At 60.5% G+C, this 20,417-nt stretch carries 18 protein-coding genes; 9 read left to right on the top strand and 9 right to left on the bottom strand.

Features of this window, described 5'->3' with window-relative positions:
• The first annotated feature begins 2 nt into the window (after nucleotides 1-2).
• Together mvaD and KDW95_RS09975 are read left to right on the top strand one after the other, a co-directional pair.
• Nucleotides 3-998, top strand: a complete 996-nt coding sequence (gene mvaD / locus KDW95_RS09980) for a diphosphomevalonate decarboxylase (RefSeq protein ID WP_255856121.1) — start codon at nucleotides 3-5, stop codon at nucleotides 996-998.
• A complete protein-coding gene (locus KDW95_RS09975) occupies nucleotides 995-3,340 on the top strand; it encodes a DNA polymerase II (protein WP_255856120.1) in 2,346 nt (781 codons plus the stop codon). The genes mvaD and KDW95_RS09975 overlap by 4 nt, the downstream gene beginning before the upstream one ends.
• Nucleotides 3,341-3,358: 18 nt before the next feature.
• Here KDW95_RS09975 and KDW95_RS09970 read toward each other — a convergent pair whose 3' ends face one another.
• The 3 genes from KDW95_RS09970 to KDW95_RS09960 all read right to left on the bottom strand — a co-directional run bounded on the left by KDW95_RS09970 (nucleotide 3,359) and on the right by KDW95_RS09960 (nucleotide 6,553).
• Nucleotides 3,359-4,369, bottom strand: a complete 1,011-nt coding sequence (locus KDW95_RS09970) for an adenosine deaminase (protein ID WP_255856119.1) — start codon at nucleotides 4,367-4,369, stop codon at nucleotides 3,359-3,361.
• A 133-nt stretch (nucleotides 4,370-4,502) separates the two neighbouring features.
• Nucleotides 4,503-5,000, bottom strand: coding sequence for a xanthine phosphoribosyltransferase (gene gpt, locus KDW95_RS09965; protein WP_255856118.1), 498 nt, complete (start codon nucleotides 4,998-5,000; stop codon nucleotides 4,503-4,505).
• Between the two features lie 185 nt (nucleotides 5,001-5,185).
• Nucleotides 5,186-6,553, bottom strand: a complete 1,368-nt coding sequence (locus tag KDW95_RS09960) for an 8-oxoguanine deaminase (protein ID WP_255856117.1) — start codon at nucleotides 6,551-6,553, stop codon at nucleotides 5,186-5,188.
• A 352-nt stretch (nucleotides 6,554-6,905) separates the two neighbouring features.
• Between KDW95_RS09960 and KDW95_RS09955 the strand changes: the two genes are divergently transcribed.
• Nucleotides 6,906-7,526 (top strand): hypothetical protein, encoded by a 621-nt coding sequence (locus KDW95_RS09955; RefSeq protein ID WP_255856116.1) that lies wholly within the window; start codon nucleotides 6,906-6,908, stop codon nucleotides 7,524-7,526.
• Nucleotides 7,527-7,649: 123 nt separating this feature from the next.
• On the opposite strand, the gene hmpA is transcribed toward KDW95_RS09955, so the two are convergent.
• Nucleotides 7,650-8,855 (bottom strand): NO-inducible flavohemoprotein, encoded by a 1,206-nt coding sequence (gene hmpA, locus KDW95_RS09950; protein WP_255856115.1) that lies wholly within the window; start codon nucleotides 8,853-8,855, stop codon nucleotides 7,650-7,652.
• A 235-nt stretch (nucleotides 8,856-9,090) separates the two neighbouring features.
• Here hmpA and KDW95_RS09945 point away from each other — a divergent pair, with 235 nt between their 5' ends.
• On the top strand, nucleotides 9,091-10,359 hold the full coding sequence (locus KDW95_RS09945) for a GGDEF domain-containing protein (RefSeq protein WP_255856114.1): 1,269 nt from the start codon (nucleotides 9,091-9,093) through the stop codon (nucleotides 10,357-10,359).
• A gap of 33 nt (nucleotides 10,360-10,392) precedes the next feature.
• On the opposite strand, the gene KDW95_RS09940 is transcribed toward KDW95_RS09945, so the two are convergent.
• Nucleotides 10,393-11,073 (bottom strand): TetR/AcrR family transcriptional regulator, encoded by a 681-nt coding sequence (locus KDW95_RS09940; protein WP_255856113.1) that lies wholly within the window; start codon nucleotides 11,071-11,073, stop codon nucleotides 10,393-10,395.
• A 162-nt stretch (nucleotides 11,074-11,235) separates the two neighbouring features.
• Between KDW95_RS09940 and KDW95_RS09935 the strand changes: the two genes are divergently transcribed.
• The gene (locus KDW95_RS09935) at nucleotides 11,236-12,117 is read left to right on the top strand and encodes a DMT family transporter (protein ID WP_255856112.1); all 882 of its coding nucleotides are present in this window, start codon (nucleotides 11,236-11,238) and stop codon (nucleotides 12,115-12,117) included.
• Nucleotides 12,118-12,165: 48 nt separating this feature from the next.
• On the opposite strand, the gene KDW95_RS09930 is transcribed toward KDW95_RS09935, so the two are convergent.
• The 4 genes from KDW95_RS09930 to KDW95_RS09915 all read right to left on the bottom strand — a co-directional run bounded on the left by KDW95_RS09930 (nucleotide 12,166) and on the right by KDW95_RS09915 (nucleotide 14,657).
• A complete protein-coding gene (locus KDW95_RS09930; RefSeq protein WP_255856111.1) occupies nucleotides 12,166-12,909 on the bottom strand; it encodes a flavin reductase family protein in 744 nt (247 codons plus the stop codon).
• A gap of 11 nt (nucleotides 12,910-12,920) precedes the next feature.
• Nucleotides 12,921-13,715 carry an anti-sigma factor family protein gene (locus tag KDW95_RS09925; RefSeq protein ID WP_255856110.1) on the bottom strand — a complete coding sequence of 265 codons (795 nt, stop codon included), beginning with the start codon at nucleotides 13,713-13,715 and terminating at the stop codon, nucleotides 12,921-12,923.
• Nucleotides 13,712-14,209 (bottom strand): RNA polymerase sigma factor, encoded by a 498-nt coding sequence (locus KDW95_RS09920; RefSeq protein WP_255856109.1) that lies wholly within the window; start codon nucleotides 14,207-14,209, stop codon nucleotides 13,712-13,714. Before KDW95_RS09920 ends, KDW95_RS09925 begins: the two co-directional genes overlap by 4 nt.
• A 76-nt stretch (nucleotides 14,210-14,285) precedes the next feature.
• The gene (locus KDW95_RS09915; protein ID WP_255856108.1) at nucleotides 14,286-14,657 is read right to left on the bottom strand and encodes a COG4315 family predicted lipoprotein; all 372 of its coding nucleotides are present in this window, start codon (nucleotides 14,655-14,657) and stop codon (nucleotides 14,286-14,288) included.
• A 158-nt stretch (nucleotides 14,658-14,815) separates the two neighbouring features.
• On the opposite strand from KDW95_RS09915, the gene KDW95_RS09910 reads away from it, so the two are divergent.
• From KDW95_RS09910 to yfaE, 4 genes are all read left to right on the top strand, one after another.
• Nucleotides 14,816-15,643 carry a sterol desaturase family protein gene (locus tag KDW95_RS09910; RefSeq protein ID WP_255856107.1) on the top strand — a complete coding sequence of 276 codons (828 nt, stop codon included), beginning with the start codon at nucleotides 14,816-14,818 and terminating at the stop codon, nucleotides 15,641-15,643.
• Nucleotides 15,644-16,164: 521 nt separating this feature from the next.
• Nucleotides 16,165-18,426 (top strand): class 1a ribonucleoside-diphosphate reductase subunit alpha, encoded by a 2,262-nt coding sequence (gene nrdA / locus KDW95_RS09905; RefSeq protein WP_255856106.1) that lies wholly within the window; start codon nucleotides 16,165-16,167, stop codon nucleotides 18,424-18,426.
• A 94-nt stretch (nucleotides 18,427-18,520) separates the two neighbouring features.
• Entirely contained in the window at nucleotides 18,521-19,651 is a 1,131-nt protein-coding gene (nrdB, locus tag KDW95_RS09900; RefSeq protein WP_255856105.1) for a class Ia ribonucleoside-diphosphate reductase subunit beta, read from the top strand.
• A 31-nt stretch (nucleotides 19,652-19,682) separates the two neighbouring features.
• Nucleotides 19,683-19,949: a class I ribonucleotide reductase maintenance protein YfaE gene (gene yfaE / locus KDW95_RS09895; RefSeq protein ID WP_255856104.1), complete on the top strand. Its 267-nt coding sequence runs from the start codon at nucleotides 19,683-19,685 to the stop codon at nucleotides 19,947-19,949.
• Nucleotides 19,950-20,417 lie beyond the last annotated feature (468 nt).

Genomic DNA, 20,417 nt, shown 5'->3' with positions numbered 1-20,417 from the left:
CGATGATCAGCAAACAACAGGTTGTCCAGGCGTATCTTCCGGCGGTGCTGGCAGCCCGGGATGAAGCCGAGGCTTTTGCACCGAGCAACATTGCCCTGTGCAAGTACTGGGGCAAGCGCGATGCCGAACTGAACCTGCCCATCAATGCAAGCCTGTCGGTGTCGCTGGCGCATCTGGGTAGCCGGACACGCCTGACCCCGGCCGGTGATGATACCGATCGGGTCTGGCTGAATGGTACAGAACAGGCGCCAGACAGTGCCTTCAGTCGCAAGCTGCTGGCCTTTGTCGAGCTGTTTCGAGCAGGGCGTGCGTTGCCGGTACATGTCCATACCCGGAACAATATCCCCACGGCAGCGGGGCTGGCGTCATCGGCGTCGGGTTTTGCCGCACTGACCTTGGCGCTGGATCAGTGGCTGGACCTGCAGCTCGAGCCTGCGGTGCTGTCGGCCTTTGCCCGCATGGGCAGCGGCAGCGCCAGCCGCTCGCTGTTCGAGGGCTTTGTGCAGTGGGACGATGGCGTACGGGATGACGGCATGGATTCCCACGGCGTAAGGCTGGCGGCAAGCTGGCCTGCGCTGCGCATAGGCCTGGTGAAGGTGGCAACCGGTGAAAAGGCGGTCGACAGCCGGGCCGGCATGAAGCGCACCATCGAAACGGCGCACCTGTATCAGAGCTGGCCGTTGCAGGCCGCCGCTGACCTGACCCGTCTGCACCAGGCCATCGACACCAAGGATTTCGCCTTGCTGGGCCAGACCGCCGAGCAGAATGCGCTGTCCATGCACGCTACCATGATCGCGTCCTGGCCGCCGCTGCTGTACTGGACACCGGACTCGGTGGCCGCCATGCAGCAGGTCTGGGCGTTGCGTCAGCAGGGACTGGAGGTCTACTTCACCATGGATGCCGGCCCCAACCTCAAGCTGCTGTTCGAAGCCGACGATCAGGCGCAGGTCGAACAGGCGTTTCCCGGCATTGAAGTCGTGGCGCCCTTTCGCGCTTGAGTGCGCCGGCGGAACTGACCGGCTTCGTGCTGAGCCGGCAGCAGCGCGATACCCGCGAGGGGGTCGAGCTGAGCTACTGGCTGAGCACCGATAGCGGTGCGCAGGAAGTGCGTATCGCGGGCCAGAAGGCGGTCTTTTTTATCCGCCGCCGCCAGGCTGACCAGGCGTCTGAGCTGCTGCACGAACTGGCCGGCTGGACGCTGACCGAACTCGACCTCTGTGACCTGACCGGCGAGCCGGTTTGTGCCCTGTACAGCCCGAGCCTGAAATTGCAGCGCAGCCTGATTGATCGCCTTGCCCAGGGCGGTATAGCGTTGCTGGAGGAAGATATCCGCCCGGTTGATCGCTACCTGATGGAGCGTTTTATCCAGGGGGGCGTCAGCGTACAGCGGCGCAGCGACAACTCGCCGTTGCTGCGCCCGGCCGACTACAGCCCGCAGCTGCGTATGCTGTCTATCGATCTTGAAACCACGCTCAACGCCGACCGCATTCACTCGATTGGTCTGTATGGCGCGGGCATGCGCCGCGTGCTGATGCGCGGCCAGGGCAAGGGTTGCGACTGGCTGGAGTTCCTGCCCGACGAATGCGCCCTGCTGCACCGGCTGATGGAACTGGTACGGCTGTACGACCCCGATATCTTTATCGGCTGGAATGTTATCGACTTTGATTTCAGGGTGCTGGCCCAGCGTGCGCGGGCACTGGGCGTATCGCTGTGCCTGGGGCGCGATGCCAGCCGGCTAAAACTGATTGATTCGGCCGCCGGCAAGGGGTTTGTACGCCTGGCCGGGCGGCTGGTGATCGATGGCATCGATACACTGCGCGGGGCAACCTTCAGCTTCGAGAGTTTCTCACTGGAACATGTCGCCCGGGTTTTTCTGCAGCGTGGCAAGCTGGTCGACAAGGTGGACACCCGGGGCGAGGAAATTCAGCGGCTGTTCCGCGAAGACCCCGAGGCGCTGGCACGCTATAACCTGGAGGATTGCGTGCTGGTGTGGGATATCTTCGCCAAGGCGCAGCTGCTGCACTACCTGGTTGAACGTGCCCGCCTGACCGGCCTGCCGCTGGACAAGATCGGCGGCTCGGCGGCGGCCTTTGACAACCAGTACCTGCCGCAACTGCATCGCCGGGGCTATGTCGCCTCCGAATATGCATCGGGCCAGTCGGGCCTGTCGATTCCCGGCGGTTTCGTGATGGAATCGGTGCCGGGGCTCTATCGCCAGGTGCTGGTGCTGGACTTCAAGAGCCTGTATCCCAGTATTATCCGCACCTTTTGTGTCGATCCCTATGGAATGGCGCGGGGCTTGCGCGAGGGGGCCGAGGCGGACGACCTGGTACCGGGCTTTAACGGCGCCATTTTCTCCCGCAGCCAGACAATACTGCCGCGCATTATCGAGCGCCTGTGGCAGGCCCGTGATGAGGCCAAGCAGGCGCGCAATGCGCCGCTGTCCCAGGCCATCAAGATCATCATGAACTCCTTCTACGGCGTGCTGGGCTCCAACGTCTGCCGCTTTTTCGATCAGCGCCTGGCGGGCTCCATTACGCTGCGCGGCCACGAAATTCTCAACCGCACCCGGGACGAGATCGAGCAGCGCTTTGGTTTCAAGGTGATCTACGGCGATACCGATTCGGTGTTTGTCTGGCTGGGGGACAGCTGCAGCGATGCACAGGCGCGGCAGAGCGGCGAGGCACTGGCCCGGCATTTGAACCGCTGGTGGCGTGAGCAGTTGCTGCGGCGCTTTGAGCTGCAAAGCCACCTGGAGATCGAGTACGAAACCCATTACCACCGCTTTCTGATGCCGCGCATGCGTCATTCCGACAAGGGCAGCAAAAAGCGTTATGCCGGTCTCAAGCGCCTGGCTGACGGCGCTGAGGAGCTGGTGTTCAAGGGGCTGGAAAATGTACGCACCGACTGGACGCCCCTGGCGCGGCGGCTGCAGCAGGAACTCTATGAGTTGGTGTTTCATGATCAGCCCTATGAAGCGCTGATTCGCGATACCGTGGCCCGGGTGCTGGCCGGTGAGCTGGACAGCGAGCTGGTCTACCGCAAGCGGCTGCGCCGGCCGCTGGAGCAATACCAGCGCAACCGGCCACCCCATGTGCAGGCGGCGCTCAAAGTGGAACAGGAAATGCAGCGCCAGGGACGGCGCAGCCCGTTTCGCCCCGGCAGCCACGTGGAATACCTGATTACGCTGCGCGGGCCTGAACCTCTGGGCTGGGTACGTTCGCCGCTGGATTACCAGCACTACATCGACCGTCAGCTCAAGCCGGTGGTCGATACCCTGCTGCCCTTTCTGGGGCAGGACTTCGATGCCCTGGTCGCGCCCCAGATCGGGCTGTTTTAGCAGGACGTTACTCGCCGTCTACCCCGGGTATTCACTCACAAAGGCGTCAAGGCGGGCATGCAGGGCCGCCTTTTCTTCATCGCTGACAAAGGCACTGTCAAAGGCATTGCGACTGAGTCTGACGGCCTGGGCGCGGGTCAGTGACAGGCCCTGGTGCAGCGCCAAAAAGTTTTCCTCCATATAGCCGCCGAAGTAGGCCGGATCATCGGAATTGATGGTCACGCGCAGCCCCTGTTGCAGCAGTTGCAGCACATTGTGATCCCGCATTCGATCGAACACCCGCAGGCGCACATTGGACAGCGGGCAAACGGTCAGGGGAATCTGCTCGCGTGCCAGGCGTTCGATCAGCGCCGGGTCCTCGCTGGCCCGCACGCCATGATCGATACGGGCGACCCGCAGCAGGTCCAGCGCCTGCCAGATGTATTCCGGTGGCCCTTCTTCGCCGGCGTGGGCGACGCAGAGCAGGCCCTGTCGGCGGGCCTGGTCGAACACGCGCTGAAACTTGGCGGGCGGGTGGCCTGTTTCCGAGCTGTCCAGGCCAACGGCCACGAAGTGTTCGCGATAGGGCAGGGCCTGTTCCAGGGTGCGGGCGGCGTCATCTTCGCTCAGGTGGCGCAGGAAGCACAGAATCAGCCGGCTGCTGATGCCCAGCTGCTCGCGGCCATGCTGCAGTGCCCGGTCAATGCCGCGGATCACCGTGCCCATGTCGATGCCGCGGGCGCAGTGGGTCTGCGGGTCGAAGAAGGGTTCGGTATGGATCACGTTCTGGGCTTCGCACTGCTTGAGGTAGGCCCAGGTCAGGTCGTAGAAATCCTGCTCGGTTTGCAAGACCCCGGCGCCCTGGTAATAGAGATCGAGAAAGTCCTGCAGGTTGCCAAAGTTGTAGGCGCCGCGGATCTGGTCAACGGTGTCGTAGGGCAGCTCGATGTTATTGCGCCGTGCCAGTTCGAACATCAGCTCGGGCTCGAGACTGCCCTCCAGGTGGATGTGCAGTTCGGCTTTGGGCAGGCTGTTGAGAAAGTGTTCCATGGCCGTGATCTCCTTTGTACAGGTGCGATACTGCGGCGCAATTCGCGGGCGCAGTACCACTTTGAGTTAACCTGAAAAGGAGTCGGGATGCCAGCTCGGGCGCTGGCGCGAATGAGGAAATGGCCTGAGCAGCTTAACGGTCGGCCATGGGGGGCGCGAAGGCGTAGTCCATGTCCCAGGGGAAGCGAATCCAGGTGTCCTGGCTGACCTCGGTAATAAAGGTGTCGACCAGCGGCTTGCCGGCGGGCTTGGCGTAGATGGTGGCGAAGTGGGCTTTTGGCAGCAGATCCCGCACGCACTGGGCGGTCTTGCCGGTATCAACCAGGTCATCGACCAGGATCATGCCTTCGCCGTCACCCTCAACGCTTTTGATAATGTTGAGGTCACCGCGCACCATGGCGGCCCCGCCACTGCCCGTGCTCTTGTCGTAGCTGGTGACGCAGATGGTATCGATCAGGCGTATATCGAGTTCGCGCGCCAGAATGGCTGCCGGTACCATGCCGCCACGGGTGATGGCGATAATGCCTTTCCAGGGGCCCAGTTCCAGCAGGCGCCAGGACAGCGCGCGGGCATTGCGGTGCAATTCCTCCCAGGATACCGGGAAGTCTTTGCGGTAAGGCACTGAAGCCATGTGTCTGTTCTCCTGATCAATTGGGTGCCGGCCATCGACTCGCGGGCGCGGCGATGGCGGAATCATAACCGATTAGTCAGGCTTTGCTAAGCGAGGTCTGAGTGCCGGGCTGAAGCGGTCAGGCCGCTCCAGCGTCCGTTATCAGCGATACGTCAGGTTTTTTTCGGCCAGGCGCAGGGGCGTTGTCAGCGATGCGCCATGGCTTTTTCAGCCAGGCGCAGGGCCGCCTGACGGTGCTGGGCCATCAGCTGCTGCAAGTCCTGGCCCGGCAGGGTGCCGTCGATCACCTTCCAGTCGCCGGCCACCATCACGCGGTCTGCCTGCTGGGCGCCGCACAGCAGCAGGGCGGCCAGCGGATCGTGGCTACCGGAAAAGCGCAGCTCGTCGAGCCGGAACAGGGCCAGGTCCGCCTGCTTGCCGACGGCCAGAGTACCGATATCGTCCCGCCCCAGTACCCGGGCCGAACCTGCAGTGGCCCAGCGATAGGCATCGAAGTGGGTGACCCTGGAGGCGCCGTAACGCAGGCGCTGCAGGTAGAGCGCCTGGCGCACTTCATTGATCATGTTGGAGCCATCGTTGGAGGCTGAACCATCGACCCCCAGGCCGACGGGGGAACCCGCGGCTTCGAGCTCGTTATTGCGACAGATACCGGAGGCCAGCATCATGTTGGAACTCGGGCAGTGGCAGATGCCGACGCCGGCGGTGCCCAGGCGCTGGATTTCCCGGTCATCGAAATGAATGCCGTGGGCCAGCCAGGTGCGTGACGACAGCCAGCCGACACTGTCGAGGTAATCCACGGTGCGCATGCCAAAGCGTTGCTGGCAGAAGGCCTCTTCGTCCAGGGTTTCGGCCAGGTGGGTATGCAGCCGCACATCGTGTTTTTCAGCCAGTACCGCGCTTTCGCGCATGATGTCGGTGGTCACCGAGAAGGGCGAGCAGGGTGCCAGGGCGATCTGGATCTGGGCGCCGTCGCCACGTTCGTGGTAGCGATTGATCAGCCGCTCGCTGTCGAGCAGGATCTGCTCTTCAGTCTGCACGGTACTTTGGGGCGGCAGGCCGCCATCCTTCTCGCCCAGGCTCATGGAGCCGCGGGTCAGCACGGCCCGGATGCCGAGCGCACGGGCTTCTTCTACCTGAATATCAATGGCCTGCTCCATGCCGGCGGGAAACAGGTAGTGATGATCGGCCGCGGTGGTGCAACCGGACAGCAGCAGCTCGGTCAGTGCCAGCCGGGTGGCCAGCGCATGCATTTCCGGCTCCAGGTGTGCCCAGACGCCGTAGAGGCTCTTGAGCCAGGGAAACAGCTCCTTGTTCAGGGCATCCGGATAGGCGCGGGTCAGGGTCTGGTAAAAGTGGTGGTGCGTGTTGATCAGCCCGGGAATGACGACCTGCTCGCCGGCGTCATAGGTTTGCTGGCAGGGGTGGGATGGCTGTTGCCCGGCGCCAACCAGTTCAACGATACGGTTGCCTTCGATCACGACGCCACCGCGGGCATCCTGATGGGTGCCGGTGTAGATGGCCAGCGGAGACTTGATCCATAGACGTGGGTTCATGCTAACTTCCTCAAACAGTGAGATCGTCGACAGCGCCACAGGGTGCTGCCAGTCCGGTCGGGTTGTTTTAGGCGTGAACCCTTCGCCACTGTCACCAGTGATGAATGCGCGCTGGTGACGTCGCTGTCTACAGCCAGTTGTCTGCGGCGGATACTGCCGGCAAGCTGTATACAAAAAATGTCATGATAGTGCGCATTATGCTGCGACGAGGCCCCGGCGGCAAGTGGTGCAGGGTGCCGGGACAGGAAAGGCTGTAATCGCGAGACGTCTCCTGCGCTTTCTGTACACAAGGCTCAGGTGGCGTTCATACTGGGCCCCCGATACTGCTGACTTTCTGCTGGAGTTGCCTCCCATGCTGTGCCGATTTTCATTCAAGGGTTTTACCGGTCGGGTATCCGTGACACTGGGCCTGCTCTGCCTGCTGGGTACGCCGGCCCAGGCGCAGGATCTGTCTTCGCAGCAGGCGCAGGCCTATGTCGCGCTCATGCCGCAACTCAGGGCCTTTGCCGACCAGCTGGATCCTGCCCTGGGACAGCGGTTGCGCCGGGAATTACAGCCTGTTACCGGTGAAGCCTTTCGGCCCCATGCGCGCGGGCTGGATATTCTGCAGCGCGAGCAACCGGCACAGTACCGGGCGCTGGATCAGCTGGCGCGCAGCGGGCGTTTCGTCGATGCGACGTCCTGGAGCTGGGTTGGGGACCGGGTACTGCTGGGTTATGCCGCGCTCAAGGCGGAGGCGGCCTATCCGCAGATTCTGGAGCTCGCCCGCAGCATGCAGACCATGGATCCGGCCCTGCAGGCAATGATGCCGCCGCAGTTTCAGACCCGGGTGGCACAGATTGGCGTGATGGCACAGGAAGTGGCCAGGGTGTCCGAGGCGGACAAGGCGGTGCTGCGGCCCTTGCTGGTGCAACTCGATGCGCACTGGAAAAACGAGTGGCAGGCGTATCAATCCAGCACCGGCACGCGCTGATCGCCTTTATTCCGCCCTCGATCTTCGTGTGATGAGCAGGGTCGCCGTCACGACGACCCTGCATGAAGCCTCCTTTGCACCTCAGTGTCGTACCACCACAAAAGTCCGCAAGCGGGCGTTCTGTCAGAGCGCCTGGTGCGGGCCGAACAGCTCGTAGTGCAGACGGCAGTCGGCGACACCCCAAGCCTTCAGTTGGCGGTGAATGGCCTGCATGAAGGGCAGGGGGCCGCAGAAGTAATACTCGGTCTGCTCTGTATCAAGCGCAGCGCGCAGCGGCGCCAGGTCCATCAGGCCGGTGGCCTGATAGTCCTGGTCGGCGATGTCGGTTTCCAGCGGAGCCTGGTACCAGGTGAAGCTGTGTCTCGATTCGCGGGCCTCGCACAGGTCTGCCACGTGCCGGGCAAAGGCGTGCTGGCGGCCATTCTCGCAGCCGTGCAGGAAGTAAACCGGCCCCGGGTGGTCGGCCTGCGCCAGGCTATTGAACATGCTCAGCATGGGTGTCAGGCCCACGCCGCCGCTCAGCAGTACCACGGGGGCATCGTTCTGCACTTCCAGGTAGAAGTCACCGGCCGGTGGCAGCAGATCAATTTCGTCACCGACTTGAAGCTCATCGTGCAGGTAGGTGGATACCTGTCCGGGTACGGGCCTGTCTTCCCGCTTGACACTGATACGGTAACTGCGTCCGTTCGGGGCGTCGGAAAGGGAGTACTGGCGGTATTCGTGCTGCTTTAGGCTGGGGTGGCTGATGGACACTGTCAGGTACTGGCCGGGCTTGAACGCGCTGACCGCCTTGCCGTCGACGGGGGCAAACTCGAATGACGTGATCAGCTGGCTTTCCGCGGTCTTGTGTACCAGGCGAAAGCGTCGGGTGCCGCGCCAGCCGCCGTCCGCGCTGGCGGCCTGGTCGTAGATTTCGCTTTCCCGGTCAATGAATATCTGTGCCAGTTGCCCGTAAGCCAGCTCCCAGGCGTGCAGCACCTCGGGTGTAGCTGCATCGGGCGCCAGCTCGCGGATGGTTTCGAGCAGGTGATGGCCGACAATAGCGTACTGCTGCGGGCGGATCAGGAATCCGGTGTGCTTCTGGGCAATGCGTTCTACGGCCTGGCTCAGTACTGCCGGATTATGCAAATGGCGGGCGTAGGCCAGGATGGCGTTAAACAGGGCGACAGGCTGCGCACCTGATGTCTGATGGGCGAGGTTGAATACATCCTTGAGTTCGGGATTGTCACGGAACATGCGGGCATAAAAGTGCTCCGTCAGTGCAGGACCTGCGGACTCCAGCAATGGCAGGGTGGCCTGAACTGTGGCGATCTGGTCGGGCTGTAGCATGCTAAGGTTCCTTTAAGGTGCGAATTGAATACATGTTTTAAAATGTATTATCTATATATGTTTTAGGAAGTCAAGACAGGCCATTGGTCGAGTTGACGCAGCGGATTTGTCGCTTAAAGGTGACAGCCGTACAAATTAAGGTCTATGGTCAACAGAGCGCTGGGGCTCTGAAGCTATCCTATGGTTAGGTTTTGGCTTTAGGTTTGCCCCGCACCCATCTGGAGGTTGATAGCCGATGAGTCCGCTGGACGCCCGCTGTCTGCGCAGGAAGCTACTGGAGGCTCAGCATGAGCAAACGCCGGTTGCCCTGTGCGGGGGAGCCTTTGTGTCCGCCTGTGCCGGGGGCTACTACTGGTGGCTCACGCAGCAGAGGTTCTATCTGTACTGGATGCTGGTGGCCGCGCTGGTGATTCTGTCACGTCTGGCACTGTATCTGTGTTTCGCCGCCTGGCGCAGGCGTCAGAATGGCAAGGCGGTTGAGTCCGCCAGCTGGCGCCATCTGCATGTCGCAGGCTTCGTTGCCGCCGCCCTGACATGGGCAATCGTTGGCCTTTATGTCGAGTACAGCCTGCCCTTCGCCGATGCGGCTTTTATTTACGTGTGCCTGGCCGGGATGGTGGCTGGCAGCGTGGTGAGCACCGCATCGGTATCGCCCCGGATGTTTCTGATCTTTTCCGCCATTACGCTGCTGCCGCTGTCACTGGTGCTGCTGATTTCACTTGAGCCGCAGAAGATCGCGATGGGGCTGGTGTGCGTGGGATTTTTCGTATTCTCGTTACGCTCCATTTACCGTATAGCGGATATTTTTGAGGGCTTCGTGGCCAGCAGTGTGGTCAATGAGCAGCTGTTGCGCGAGTTGCGCCAGGAGCAGCGTCAGGTGCTCAAATTGAATGAGCAGCTGCGCGAGGATATTGAAATGCGCAGCCGGACTGAGCAGCAGCTGCGGGCGCAAAAACAGCGCGCCGAATCTCTGGCCGAGAAACTGTACGCGCTTTCATCCATCGATGGACTGACTGAAATACCGAACCGGCGCTATTTCGACGAGCACTTTACCGAGGAGTGGAGTCGTGCCCTGCGCGTACAGTCGGTGCTGTCGCTGATTATCTGCGATATTGATTACTTCAAGGATTTCAATGATCGCTATGGTCACCTGATGGGGGATGATTGCTTGAAGGCGGTGGCCAGCACACTGGACCTGCATGCCAGGCGGGCGGGCGATGCGGTAACCCGCTTTGGCGGCGAGGAGTTTGCCATTATTCTGCCGGGCATTGGGCTGCAGGAAGCCTGCATGCTGGCCGAACAGATGCGCGAGGCGGTCATGGCGCTGGGCATTGCCCATACCGAGTCCCGGGTCAGTGATCTGGTGACCATCAGTATGGGGGTGGCCTGTACCATCCCGAGCAAGGATGCGCGCCCGGATATGCTAATACAGCACGCTGATGAGGCGCTCTACCGTGCCAAGCACCAGGGGCGCAACCAGGTGGTCAGCGCCGGTGCCGTTTAAGGTGCGGCCTTGTGTCTGCACAGTCTTTTGGGTTCAAACGATTGCGCAGGGCTCTGTGTCTTGGTTCTCCAGCCGTATGCCACAGCCGCGCAAAATAATGTCGGTCAGCGTCCGGGTGGCCGTTTCGTAGACTTCCGGCCCCAGTGATTCCTCCCCGAGGGCCGCTTCAATCTGCACGGCAAAGTCGGCATAGTGCTGGGTGGACCCCCAGAGCAGGAATATAAGGTGGGCCGGGTCTACGGGGCTCATCTTGCCGGCGTCAATCCAGTGCTCAAAAACCGCGGCCCGCTGTTTGAACCAGCTGCGGTAGTCCTGCTTGAAAAATGCGCTCAGGTGGGGGCCGCCACTCAGAATTTCCATCGCAAAGATGCGCGACGCCAGCGGGTATTGCCGGGAGAATTCGATTTTGGCGGCAATATAGCGTGGCAGGACGATTGCGGGGTCATCTTCTGCGCTCAGCTCGTTGAAGGTGCTGTCCCAGAGGTCGATAATGTTGGCCAGCACGGCATGGTAAAGCCCCAGCTTGTTGCTGAAATAATAGTGGATATTGGCTTTTGGCAGGCCCGCGCGATCGGCAACCCTTTGCATGCTGGTGCCCTTGAACCCATGGCAGGAGAACTCCTGCTCGGCGGCACTGATGATCAGTTTTTCGTTTTGCTGCCGAATGCGCCCGGCGGGTTTGTCTGCACTGTGAGCATTCACTTCGAACTGCATGCCTGTGAACCTTTTGGTCTGAACGATGAGGCCATTATAAGGGATCAGGCTGTGTTGCGGGGACTCCTTTGGACAGGCGTCCGGCGTGTCTTCCGTGCGGCTGTAGCGGGTCCGGCGTACAGCATTTTTCCAATCAGATAACGGGCTAGGGATGGACATTCAATGATGGGCAAAAGCCTGCAGGCTGATTTGCTGATGCTGCTGGTCACCTTGCTGGCGGCCATGGGATGGATGTTTTCCCATGAGGCGTTGAGCGAGATGCCGCCGCTGGGCTTTATCGGGGTGCGGTTTTTACTGGCAGGGCTGCTGGTGGGGGGGCTGGGGTGGCACCAGGTGCGCCGGTTGCCGCCCCGGGCCTGGCGCCGGGCCGGTGCTACCGGGGTGGTGATGGGACTTGCCATGCTGTGCTGGATTCTGGGGCTATCCAAGACCGACCAGCTGGGCGTCGGTGCCTTTATTTCCAGTTTGAGTGTGGTGCTGGTACCGGTGCTGGGCTGGTTGTTTTTCCGCCAGAAACCGACGGCGAGTACCTGGCTGGCCCTGCTGGTGGCGACCCTTGGGCTGGGCAGCCTGTCGCTGGAGTCAGGGTTGAGCATAGCGGCCTCTGATGGCTACTTTGCCGCAGCGGCGGTGATACTGGCACTGCACTTCAACCTGAACAGCCGCTATGCGCTGAGTATTCCGCCGGTTGCGCTCACGGGTATCCAGCTCGGTGTCGTAGGGCTGATCGCATTGCTGGCATCGGGGCTCAGCGAATCCTGGAGTGCATCGATCAGCTGGCGTGGCATTGGCTGGCTCCTGGCCAGCATCCTGATTGCTACCAGTCTGCGGTTTTTCCTGCAGATCAAGGCCCAGGGAATGGCGTCCGCCAGTCACGCCGCTATCATCATGACGCTGGAGCCGGTGTGGACGGCCTTGCTGGCCATGCTCTGGCTGCAGGAACAGATGAGCCTGCAGCAACTCTTTGGCTGTTCGCTGATTTTCCTGTCCCTGCTGATCAACCGCTGGCGCTGGCTACTGCACAGGCCCAAGCCTGGAGCCTAGCAGCACCCACTGGTGCCTGGGCCTGCTGCTGGGCGGGCGGAGAGGGGGTCAGGACGGCCGAGCGATGGCAAAGAGTTCGCCAAGGCCGGCATACTGGGCGCCGCCCAGGCGGGCCAGCGGATCCAGTGCGGCGGCATTGATGCTGTAGCGGCCGTTGGTTTCGCTGACCAGGTCGTCACTGGCATAAAACTGGCGCACACGGGCATAGACTATGGCCTGCTCGGCCGGGCCCAGGTAATGCACGTCGTGGAATTCACAGTGCATGGCAATACCGGCATCGGCGATGCGCGGTACGCTGCAGCCGGGAAAGTCCGTCAGTTCCAGCTCCAGCGATGCCAGTTCCGACTCTTCATATTCGAGGCTTGCAGCACTGGCGGTCACGGCGCTGGCATGGTGCCGGGACGGGATCTGAATGACAAAGTCACGCTTGCTGAGAATATTACGGCGCGAATCCTTGATTTCGCCGCCATCCTTGCGCCCGATCGACAGCATCAGCAGCGGCGGGTCGGAACAGACGGCATTAAAAAACGAAAAGGGCGCCAGGTTGAGGCTGTCGTTGTCATTGCGGCTCAGAATCCAGGCAATGGGGCGTGGCACCAGGCCCTGCGTCATCAGGTGGTATCGGCGATTGGGCGACAGGGTGTCGAGGTCAAAGATCATGGGCAACTCGGTGCTGGTCAGTGGGCTGTCGGGGGCGCAGGCGAGCCGCTGTATGGCCCACTCTGCACCGGCCAGCTTAAGGCCTTTGCGCCGGGCCGGCAACGTTGCCGGCGATCTGGCGGTCGCGAGCACCCCATGGCCGCCTACAGCATGAGCGCCTGGTACACCTGGTTCGACAGTTGTGACAGGCGGGCCCGGTCGATACGCCCGCTCAGGCTGTAGCCCCAGTGGCTATCCACCCAGTAGAAGGTCGATAGCCCGCGGTGTTCGCTGAACAGGAAACTGCTGGGCTGGCTGTTGGCCGCCGCAGCAATATACAGGGTGATGCGCTCACCGCCGGCATCCTGGTACATCAGTTGTGCCGCCGGGCTGTCCGCCGCCGGCAGCAGGCGACCGCCGAGCAGTTCGAAGCCCAGTGTGCTGAGATCCGGTGCGCTCAGGGGGCGATCAAGGCGTTTGGACAGCCATGTCAGCAGGTGCGCCTGCTCCCCCCCGCCGACCTCCACCGGATGCCGTACTTCGACACTGTAAAGCGCATGGGCCTGCATCGCGCTCTGTACGAAAGCTGGCTGTTGCACCTGGACAGAAGGTGTCGTGGTCCAGAAGGGCAGTGCCAGGGCGGTGCAGAGGCAGCCCAGTGCAAAACCCGAAAATATCGGCATGACGGGCAGGCGCAAGCGGCGAGCCGAAGGCGTGGCTTGCGAGGGTTTCAGGTCGTAGTCGTCTAGAAAGCGTTGTTCCAGCGGCGGTTGTAGCTGTGCCAGTGCACGCTGATCCTGCTGCAGTGCCTGCCAGTAGCGCAGGTGTTGCGGATGGTGGCGCAGCCAGTCATCAATGTGGCGCTGCTGCGTGTCCGGCAGCCGTGCTGTCAGCCACAGCTCCATCTGGTCGGCATCGAAGGGCAGGCCCTCGGTTGGACTGTTGTACGAGGTACTCATTGCTGTTCCCGGTAGCGGTTGTTGTCAGCCTGCTCAAGCAGTGAGCGCAGCTTGTGCCGGGCCCGGTGCAGTCGGGACATGACCGTACCCTGGGGCAGCTCCAGAATATGGGCAACCTGCGCGTAGCTGAAGCCCGCCTGGGCGACGAGCAGCAGCAGTGACCGGTCATCCACCGACAGGCATTGCAGCGCCCGGTGAAGTCCCGGCGAGACATCGCAAGCAGGTGTTTCAATCGGATCGCCATAGAGTGTGACCAGGCTGGGAAAGTGCTTTTCCCGTGTTTTGCCCTGCTGCACCTGGTTGACGAAATTGTTGTGCATAATGCTGAACAGCCAGGCGCGATGCTTGTTGCGCCTTAGCCACAGTGGCAGGTTGCTCAGTGCAGACAGCAGGGTTTCCTGTACCAGGTCCTCGGCATCGCTGGGTGTGTAGAGCAGCGAGCGGGCATAGCGGCGCAGGTCTGGCAGGTGGTCTACGAGGTCATTCTTGTTCACAAGGTGCGGTCCTTGGCGCGGCAGGTCGCCGGAGCCTGACGCGCGCGCGTTCTGTCAGCGGTATGGCCCCGGTGAATCAGGGACGGGCCAGATGCCAGACGCCCTTGAGGCCATCACCGCTAATGTCGCCGGCCTGCTGATCCTTGATAAAACCATACAGCGGCGCCCCTTTGTAGGTCCACTGCAGGTTGCCATCGGTGCGTTCGCTAATGGCAAAGTTGCCATCGGCTCCGTCACCTGGCTCGGCCAGCAGCGGTGGCCAGTTCTGGGCACAGGCATCATAGCAGGAGGACAGGCCATTGCTGTCCTTGTCAAAGGTGTAGAGACTCATGCCTCTTGCATCGGTGAGGATTTCGCCCTGGGCACTGTCGCCGGGCACGGCGGGGGCGGCCAGCAGCGGCGCGCTGATCAGCAGGGAGAGTACGGTGGTCAGTGTACGTTTACGCATGTTGAACGATTCCTTGATGAGTGCTGTCTTCACTGGGATAAACAATCGACAGGCGGGGTTATTCCCCGTGGAGGCAATTATTTTTTTCGAGGCGGCGCCGTACCTCGTCAGGCCTTTGTCCAACTGACGTATCACATTTATTTTTTGGAGAGAGCAGAATGTCCGAGACGGCGCTGCGACTACTGATTTTTGTGGCTGTTTTCGTGCTGGTGGCCCTGTGTGAGCATGCCTGGCCAAGGCGCCCGCGTCGTCAGACGCGGGCCAGGCGCTGGGGTATCAACCTGGGTTTGCTGGGTATCGATATCCTGGCGCAGCGGCTCACTTTGGGGGCAGCGGCACTGGGGATGGCACTGTATGCACAGGCACAGGGGTGGGGGCTCTTCAATGTACAGTCCCTGCCGGTCTGGCTGACTGCTGTTGCCGGTTTCCTGTTACTGGATCTGGCGATCTACCTGCAGCATCGGCTGTTTCACGTTGTGCCTCTGTTCTGGCGGCTGCACCTTGTACATCACACGGACCTTGATCTTGATCTCTCCAGCGGATTTCGGTTCCACCCGCTGGAAATCCTGTTGTCACTGCTGTACAAGGTCGCGCTGGTGGCGGTACTGGGTATCAGTCCATTGGTGGTGCTGGTGTTCGAGGCGACGCTCAGCGCGGCGGCCCTGTTTAACCATGCCAACCTGCGATTGCCTTTGAGGCTGGATGCGTGGCTGCGCTGGTTGCTGGTAACGCCGGACATGCACCGGGTGCACCATTCGGTCATTCCGGCGGAAACCAATAGCAATTACGGTTTTTTTATTTCCCTGTGGGACCGGCTGCTGGGCAGCTACCGCGAGCAGCCATCCGCCGGACACCAGGGCATGACGATCGGCCTGCATGAATACCAGCGCGAAGACCGGCTCGGCCTGATGCAACTGGTGCTGATTCCGTTCCGTGCTCCCGAGTCGGAAGTTTCGAATCCGGCTCGCTCGGAGGACAGACGGTAGCTGCAGCGGCTGTATTTATCGTACAACGGACTCGGCGGCAGGTTTGGCATCTTGTCGTATTTCAGGGGCGAGCCTGACCGTTATTTGTGCAATATCCCTGGCGCCACACTCTCTGCAAAGGTGCAATTTCTGGGTGTTATTTGAACAGTGGTTTCTTGGGTGGCGGGGTGGCCTGTCTGGTCGTTTTGTAAAGCAGTTTTTTTATATAAATTTACCGGGACCTCATTTTGTGTACAGCTCCCGAAGTACCGGCTTTTGGGGGCTGCAGGGGCCCTGGCTACACAGAATACTTTGCTAAATCAAGAGTTGAAAAAAAACGGTTTGTATCTATATTTAGTGCCAATTAATCCAGCGTCCACTATATGTTGTGTTTCATCTGCGGTGATCCCTCAGTATGAAACCGGCTTTGCTGTTGCCTGAATTCACCTTTGAGTGCTGTACTCGAAGCTGTATTGGCGACGGCTGTTGTGCGACGAACTGGCGCTCAGACGACAGACACAACATCCAGGAGTAGGCGACGGATGCAGCAAGATTTGATGGTTACAAAACGGGACGGTCGACGTGAAACTATCGACCTCGAGAAAATTCACCGTGTCGTAATCTGGGCTGCCCAGGGCCTGGACAATGTGTCTCCGTCCGAAGTCGAACTCAAGGCCCATCTGCAGTTCTATGATGGTATCAAGACCTCCGATATCCACGAGACCCTGATCAAGTCAGCCGCTGACCTGATTTCGGAAAATGCCCCGGACTACCAGTACCTGGCGGCTCGCCTGGCGATCTTCCACCTGCGCAAACGTGCCTTCGGTGCCTTCGAGCCGCCGCACCTGCAGGAGCATGTTGCCCGCATGGTGGATAGCAAGCGCTACGACCGCCACCTGCTGGAAGACTACAGCGCGCAGGACTGGGACGAGCTCAACGGCTACCTGGTACACGATCGCGACATGAACTTCAGCTACGTGGCCGTCAAGCAGCTGGAAGGCAAGTACCTGGTACAGAACCGGGTAACCGGCGATATCTACGAAAGCCCGCAGATCCTCTACATGCTGGTGGCGGCCTGCCTGTTCGCCAACTACCCGGCAGAAACGCGGCTGGACTACGTGCGTCGCTTCTACGATGCCACCTCGCTGTTCAAGCTGTCCCTGCCGACGCCGATCATGGCCGGTGTGCGTACCCCTACGCGCCAGTTCAGCTCCTGCGTGCTGATCGAGTGCGATGACAGCCTGGATTCGATCAACGCCACGGCCGGTGCCATCGTCAAGTATGTGTCCCAGCGTGCCGGCATCGGCATCAACGCCGGCCAGATCCGCGCCATCGGCAGCCCGATTCGCAACGGTGAAGCCTTCCACACCGGCTGCATCCCGTTCTACAAGCATTTCCAGACGGCGGTCAAATCCTGTTCCCAGGGCGGTGTGCGCGGTGGCGCGGCAACATTGTTCTACCCGCTGTGGCACCTGGAGGTGGAGTCCCTGCTGGTACTGAAAAACAACCGCGGCGTGGAAGAGAACCGCGTGCGTCATATCGACTATGGCGTGCAGCTCAACAAGCTGATGTACCAGCGCCTGATCAAGGGTGAAAGCATTACCCTGTTCAGCCCGCACGAAGTGCCGGGCCTGTACGATGCCTTTTTCGCCGACCAGGCCGAGTTCGAGCGCCTGTACGTGCAGTACGAACAGGATCCTGCGATTCGCAAAAAGACCATCAAGGCGGTCGAGCTGTTTGGCCTGCTGGCCTCCGAACGCGCCTCCACCGGCCGTATCTACATTCAGAACGTGGATCACTGCAACACCCACAGCCCGTTCGATCCCAAGGTTGCGCCGGTCAAGCAGTCTAACCTGTGTCTGGAAATCGCGCTGCCCACCAAGCCGCTGCGTGATGTGAACGATCCGGACGGTGAAATTGCCCTGTGCACCCTGTCGGCGTTCAACCTCGGTGCCCTGGCCAACCTCGACGAGCTGGAAAACCTGTCCGACCTGATCGTGCGGGCGCTGGACAACCTGCTGGATTACCAGGACTACCCGATTCTGGCGGCCCACAATGCCACCAACTGGCGCCGTACCCTGGGTGTGGGCGTGACCAACTTCGCCTACTACCTGGCCAAGAACGGCGTGCGCTACTCCGACGGTTCGGCCAATGGTCTGGTGCACCGCACCTTCGAGGCGATTCAGTACTACCTGCTCAAGGCCTCCAACCAGCTGGCGAAAGAGCGGGGCGCGTGCCCGAAATTCGACGAGACGACCTATGCCAAGGGGCTGTTGCCCATTGATACCTACAAGCGTGAAGTCGACGAGTTCTGCGACGAGCCGCTGCACTATTTCTGGGAAACGCTGCGCGAGGACATCAAGGAATTTGGCCTGCGCAACAGCACCCTGACCGCGCTGATGCCCTGCGAAACTTCCTCGCAGATCACCAACTCCACCAACGGTATCGAGCCGCCTCGTGGCTTTGTCTCGGTGAAGGCGAGCAAGGATGGCATCATGAAGCAGGTGGTGCCGGAGTACCTGGAGCTCAAGCAGCAGTACGAGCTGCTCTGGAGCATCCCGAGCAACGAAGGCTACCTGCAGCTGGTGGGTATCATGCAGAAGTTCGTCGATCAGGCGATTTCGTCGAACACCAACTATGACCCCAGCAAATTCCCGGGCGACAAGGTGCCGATGAAGCAGCTGCTCAAGGACCTGCTGACCGCGTACAAATATGGCGTCAAGACGCTGTACTACCACAACACCCGTGATGGTGCGTCCGATGGCCAGGATGATGGCTGTGAAGGCGGCGCCTGCAAGCTGTAACACGCAGCGCTCAGAGATACAGGGCGAGGCCGCCGTCTCCGGATGGTGGCCTCGTCCTGCCCGGTTGCAGTTCTTTCGGAGCTTTAAGGAATTAATGGCTTATTCCACGTTCAATCCGTCTACCCATGATGCCACGCTCGAACCGATGTTCTTCGGCCGCAGTGTCAACGTTGCCCGTTACGACAAGCAGAAGTTTCCCATCTTCGAAAAGCTGATCGAGAAGCAGCTTTCATTTTTCTGGCGTCCCGAGGAAGTCGATCTGTCGACCGACCGCAAGGACTTCATGGCGATGCCGGAGCATGAGAAGCACATCTTTCTCAGCAACCTGAAATACCAGACGCTGCTGGATTCCGTGCAGGGGCGCTCGCCCAATATTGCCTTTTTGCCGGTGGTGTCCCTGCCCGAGCTGGAAACCTGGTTCGAAACCTGGGCCTTCAGTGAAACCATTCACAGTCGTTCCTACACCCATATCATCCGCAACATCATCACCGAGCCGTCCCTGGTGTTCGACCAGATCGTCACCAACCAGGAGATCGTCAAGCGCGCCGAGTCCGTTACCCGGCTGTATGACGAGTTTATCGCCCTGGTGCAGGTGTATGGCATCTACGGTCCGGGTGAGCATGAGGTCAAGGGCAAGAAGGTCGATGCCAGCCTGCGCAACCTCAAGCGTACCCTGTACCTGACGCTGGTGTCGGTCAACGTGCTGGAGGCGATTCGCTTTTACGTCAGCTTTGCCTGCTCCTTCGCGTTTGCCGAACGGGCCATCATGGAAGGCAATGCCAAGATCATCAAGCTGATCGCGCGGGACGAAGCTCTGCACCTGACCGGCACCCAGCACATGCTGAACCTGATGGCCAATGGCGCCGACGATCCGGAAATGAAGGAAGTGGCAAAGGAGTGCCGGGAAGAGGCGATCAAAATTTTCGCGGAAGCGGCGCAGCAGGAAAAGGACTGGGCGCAGTACCTGTTCCGTGACGGTTCCATGATCGGCCTGAACGCCAAGATCCTCAGTGACTACGTCGAGTACATCACCAATGTGCGCATGAAAGCGCTGGGCTTTGATGAGCTGTTCCCGGCCAAGCAAAACCCGCTGCCCTGGATGAATGCCTGGCTGGTGAGCGACAACGTACAGGTCGCGCCGCAGGAATCGGAGATCAGCTCCTACCTGGTGGGGCAGATCGATAACGAGGTGGGAGACGGCGATTTCGACGATTTTGACTTCTAACCGCGTAATGCCCGCAGACAAGGAGCGAACCATGGCCGGGATTCCGCGCATCAAGGTGAGCAACTACCATACCTTCTACTTCCAGTATGAGTTTTCGTTGCTGGATGCACTGGAGGCGCAGGAGATTCCGGCACCCTATAGCTGTCGCGGCGGCTACTGCGGAACCTGCAAAGTGAGACTTCTGGATGGTGAAGTCGAGATGGTGCAGGATTACTTGGTAGACCTGCACGATGACGAGATCCTCACCTGCTGCTGCAAACCGAAAACGCATATCGAGATCGAACTTCCGTCTGAATAAACAACAGGGGCAAGATTCAAGGTTCAAGGTTCAAGGTTCAAGGTTCAAGGTTCAAGGTTCAAGGTTCAAGGAGTACGTCTGCTCGACGGCGAGTTGGAAAGGGTGCAGGCTGTTCACAGGGAGCAGTCTGGTAGACCTGCACGATGACGAGATTCTCACCTGCTGCTGCAAGCCCAAGACACACATCGAGATCGAAATCCCTTCGGAATAAGGGACGTCAGGTTAGGCATCGAGAGGGTGCAGGCTGTTCGCAAGGAGCAGTCTGGTAAACCTGCACGATGACGAGATCCTCACCTGCTGCTGCAAGCCCAGGACGCACATCGAGATCGAGCTTCCGTCGGAGTAGCGGCAGGCTCTTGTCTGCCGTCATGCTCTTCAGGCGTACTGCCAGAAAACCCGGTAAAGGCCGCTCGCAATGAGTGGTCTTGCCTGGCTGCACGACATGCAATTCTCTCCCGCACCGCAAGC

It is taken from the genome of Marinobacterium rhizophilum (genome assembly GCF_024397915.1).
Taxonomy (GTDB): domain Bacteria; phylum Pseudomonadota; class Gammaproteobacteria; order Pseudomonadales; family Balneatricaceae; genus Marinobacterium_A; species Marinobacterium_A rhizophilum_A.
The sequence above is the reverse complement of the archived record's forward strand: the minus strand, read 5'-3'. Positions and strand labels throughout refer to the sequence as shown.

Bases quoted from the DNA above. Each gene is read 5' to 3' on its own strand.
- KDW95_RS09940 (WP_255856113.1), bottom strand. From the start codon at position 11,073: ATGCAGTTCGAAGTGAATGCTCACAGTGCAGACAAACCCGCCGGGCGC.
- yfaE (WP_255856104.1), top strand. From the start codon at position 19,683: ATGGCCGGGATTCCGCGCATCAAGGTGAGCAACTACCATACCTTCTAC.
- KDW95_RS09910 (WP_255856107.1), top strand. From the start codon at position 14,816: ATGTCCGAGACGGCGCTGCGACTACTGATTTTTGTGGCTGTTTTCGTG.
- nrdA (WP_255856106.1), top strand. From the start codon at position 16,165: ATGCAGCAAGATTTGATGGTTACAAAACGGGACGGTCGACGTGAAACT.
- KDW95_RS09945 (WP_255856114.1), top strand. From the start codon at position 9,091: ATGAGTCCGCTGGACGCCCGCTGTCTGCGCAGGAAGCTACTGGAGGCT.
- mvaD (WP_255856121.1), top strand. From the start codon at position 3: ATGATCAGCAAACAACAGGTTGTCCAGGCGTATCTTCCGGCGGTGCTG.
- KDW95_RS09925 (WP_255856110.1), bottom strand. From the start codon at position 13,715: ATGAGTACCTCGTACAACAGTCCAACCGAGGGCCTGCCCTTCGATGCC.
- KDW95_RS09935 (WP_255856112.1), top strand. From the start codon at position 11,236: ATGATGGGCAAAAGCCTGCAGGCTGATTTGCTGATGCTGCTGGTCACC.
- KDW95_RS09970 (WP_255856119.1), bottom strand. From the start codon at position 4,369: ATGGAACACTTTCTCAACAGCCTGCCCAAAGCCGAACTGCACATCCAC.
- KDW95_RS09915 (WP_255856108.1), bottom strand. From the start codon at position 14,657: ATGCGTAAACGTACACTGACCACCGTACTCTCCCTGCTGATCAGCGCG.
- KDW95_RS09955 (WP_255856116.1), top strand. From the start codon at position 6,906: ATGCTGTGCCGATTTTCATTCAAGGGTTTTACCGGTCGGGTATCCGTG.
- hmpA (WP_255856115.1), bottom strand. From the start codon at position 8,855: ATGCTACAGCCCGACCAGATCGCCACAGTTCAGGCCACCCTGCCATTG.
- nrdB (WP_255856105.1), top strand. From the start codon at position 18,521: ATGGCTTATTCCACGTTCAATCCGTCTACCCATGATGCCACGCTCGAA.
- KDW95_RS09960 (WP_255856117.1), bottom strand. From the start codon at position 6,553: ATGAACCCACGTCTATGGATCAAGTCTCCGCTGGCCATCTACACCGGC.
- gpt (WP_255856118.1), bottom strand. From the start codon at position 5,000: ATGGCTTCAGTGCCTTACCGCAAAGACTTCCCGGTATCCTGGGAGGAA.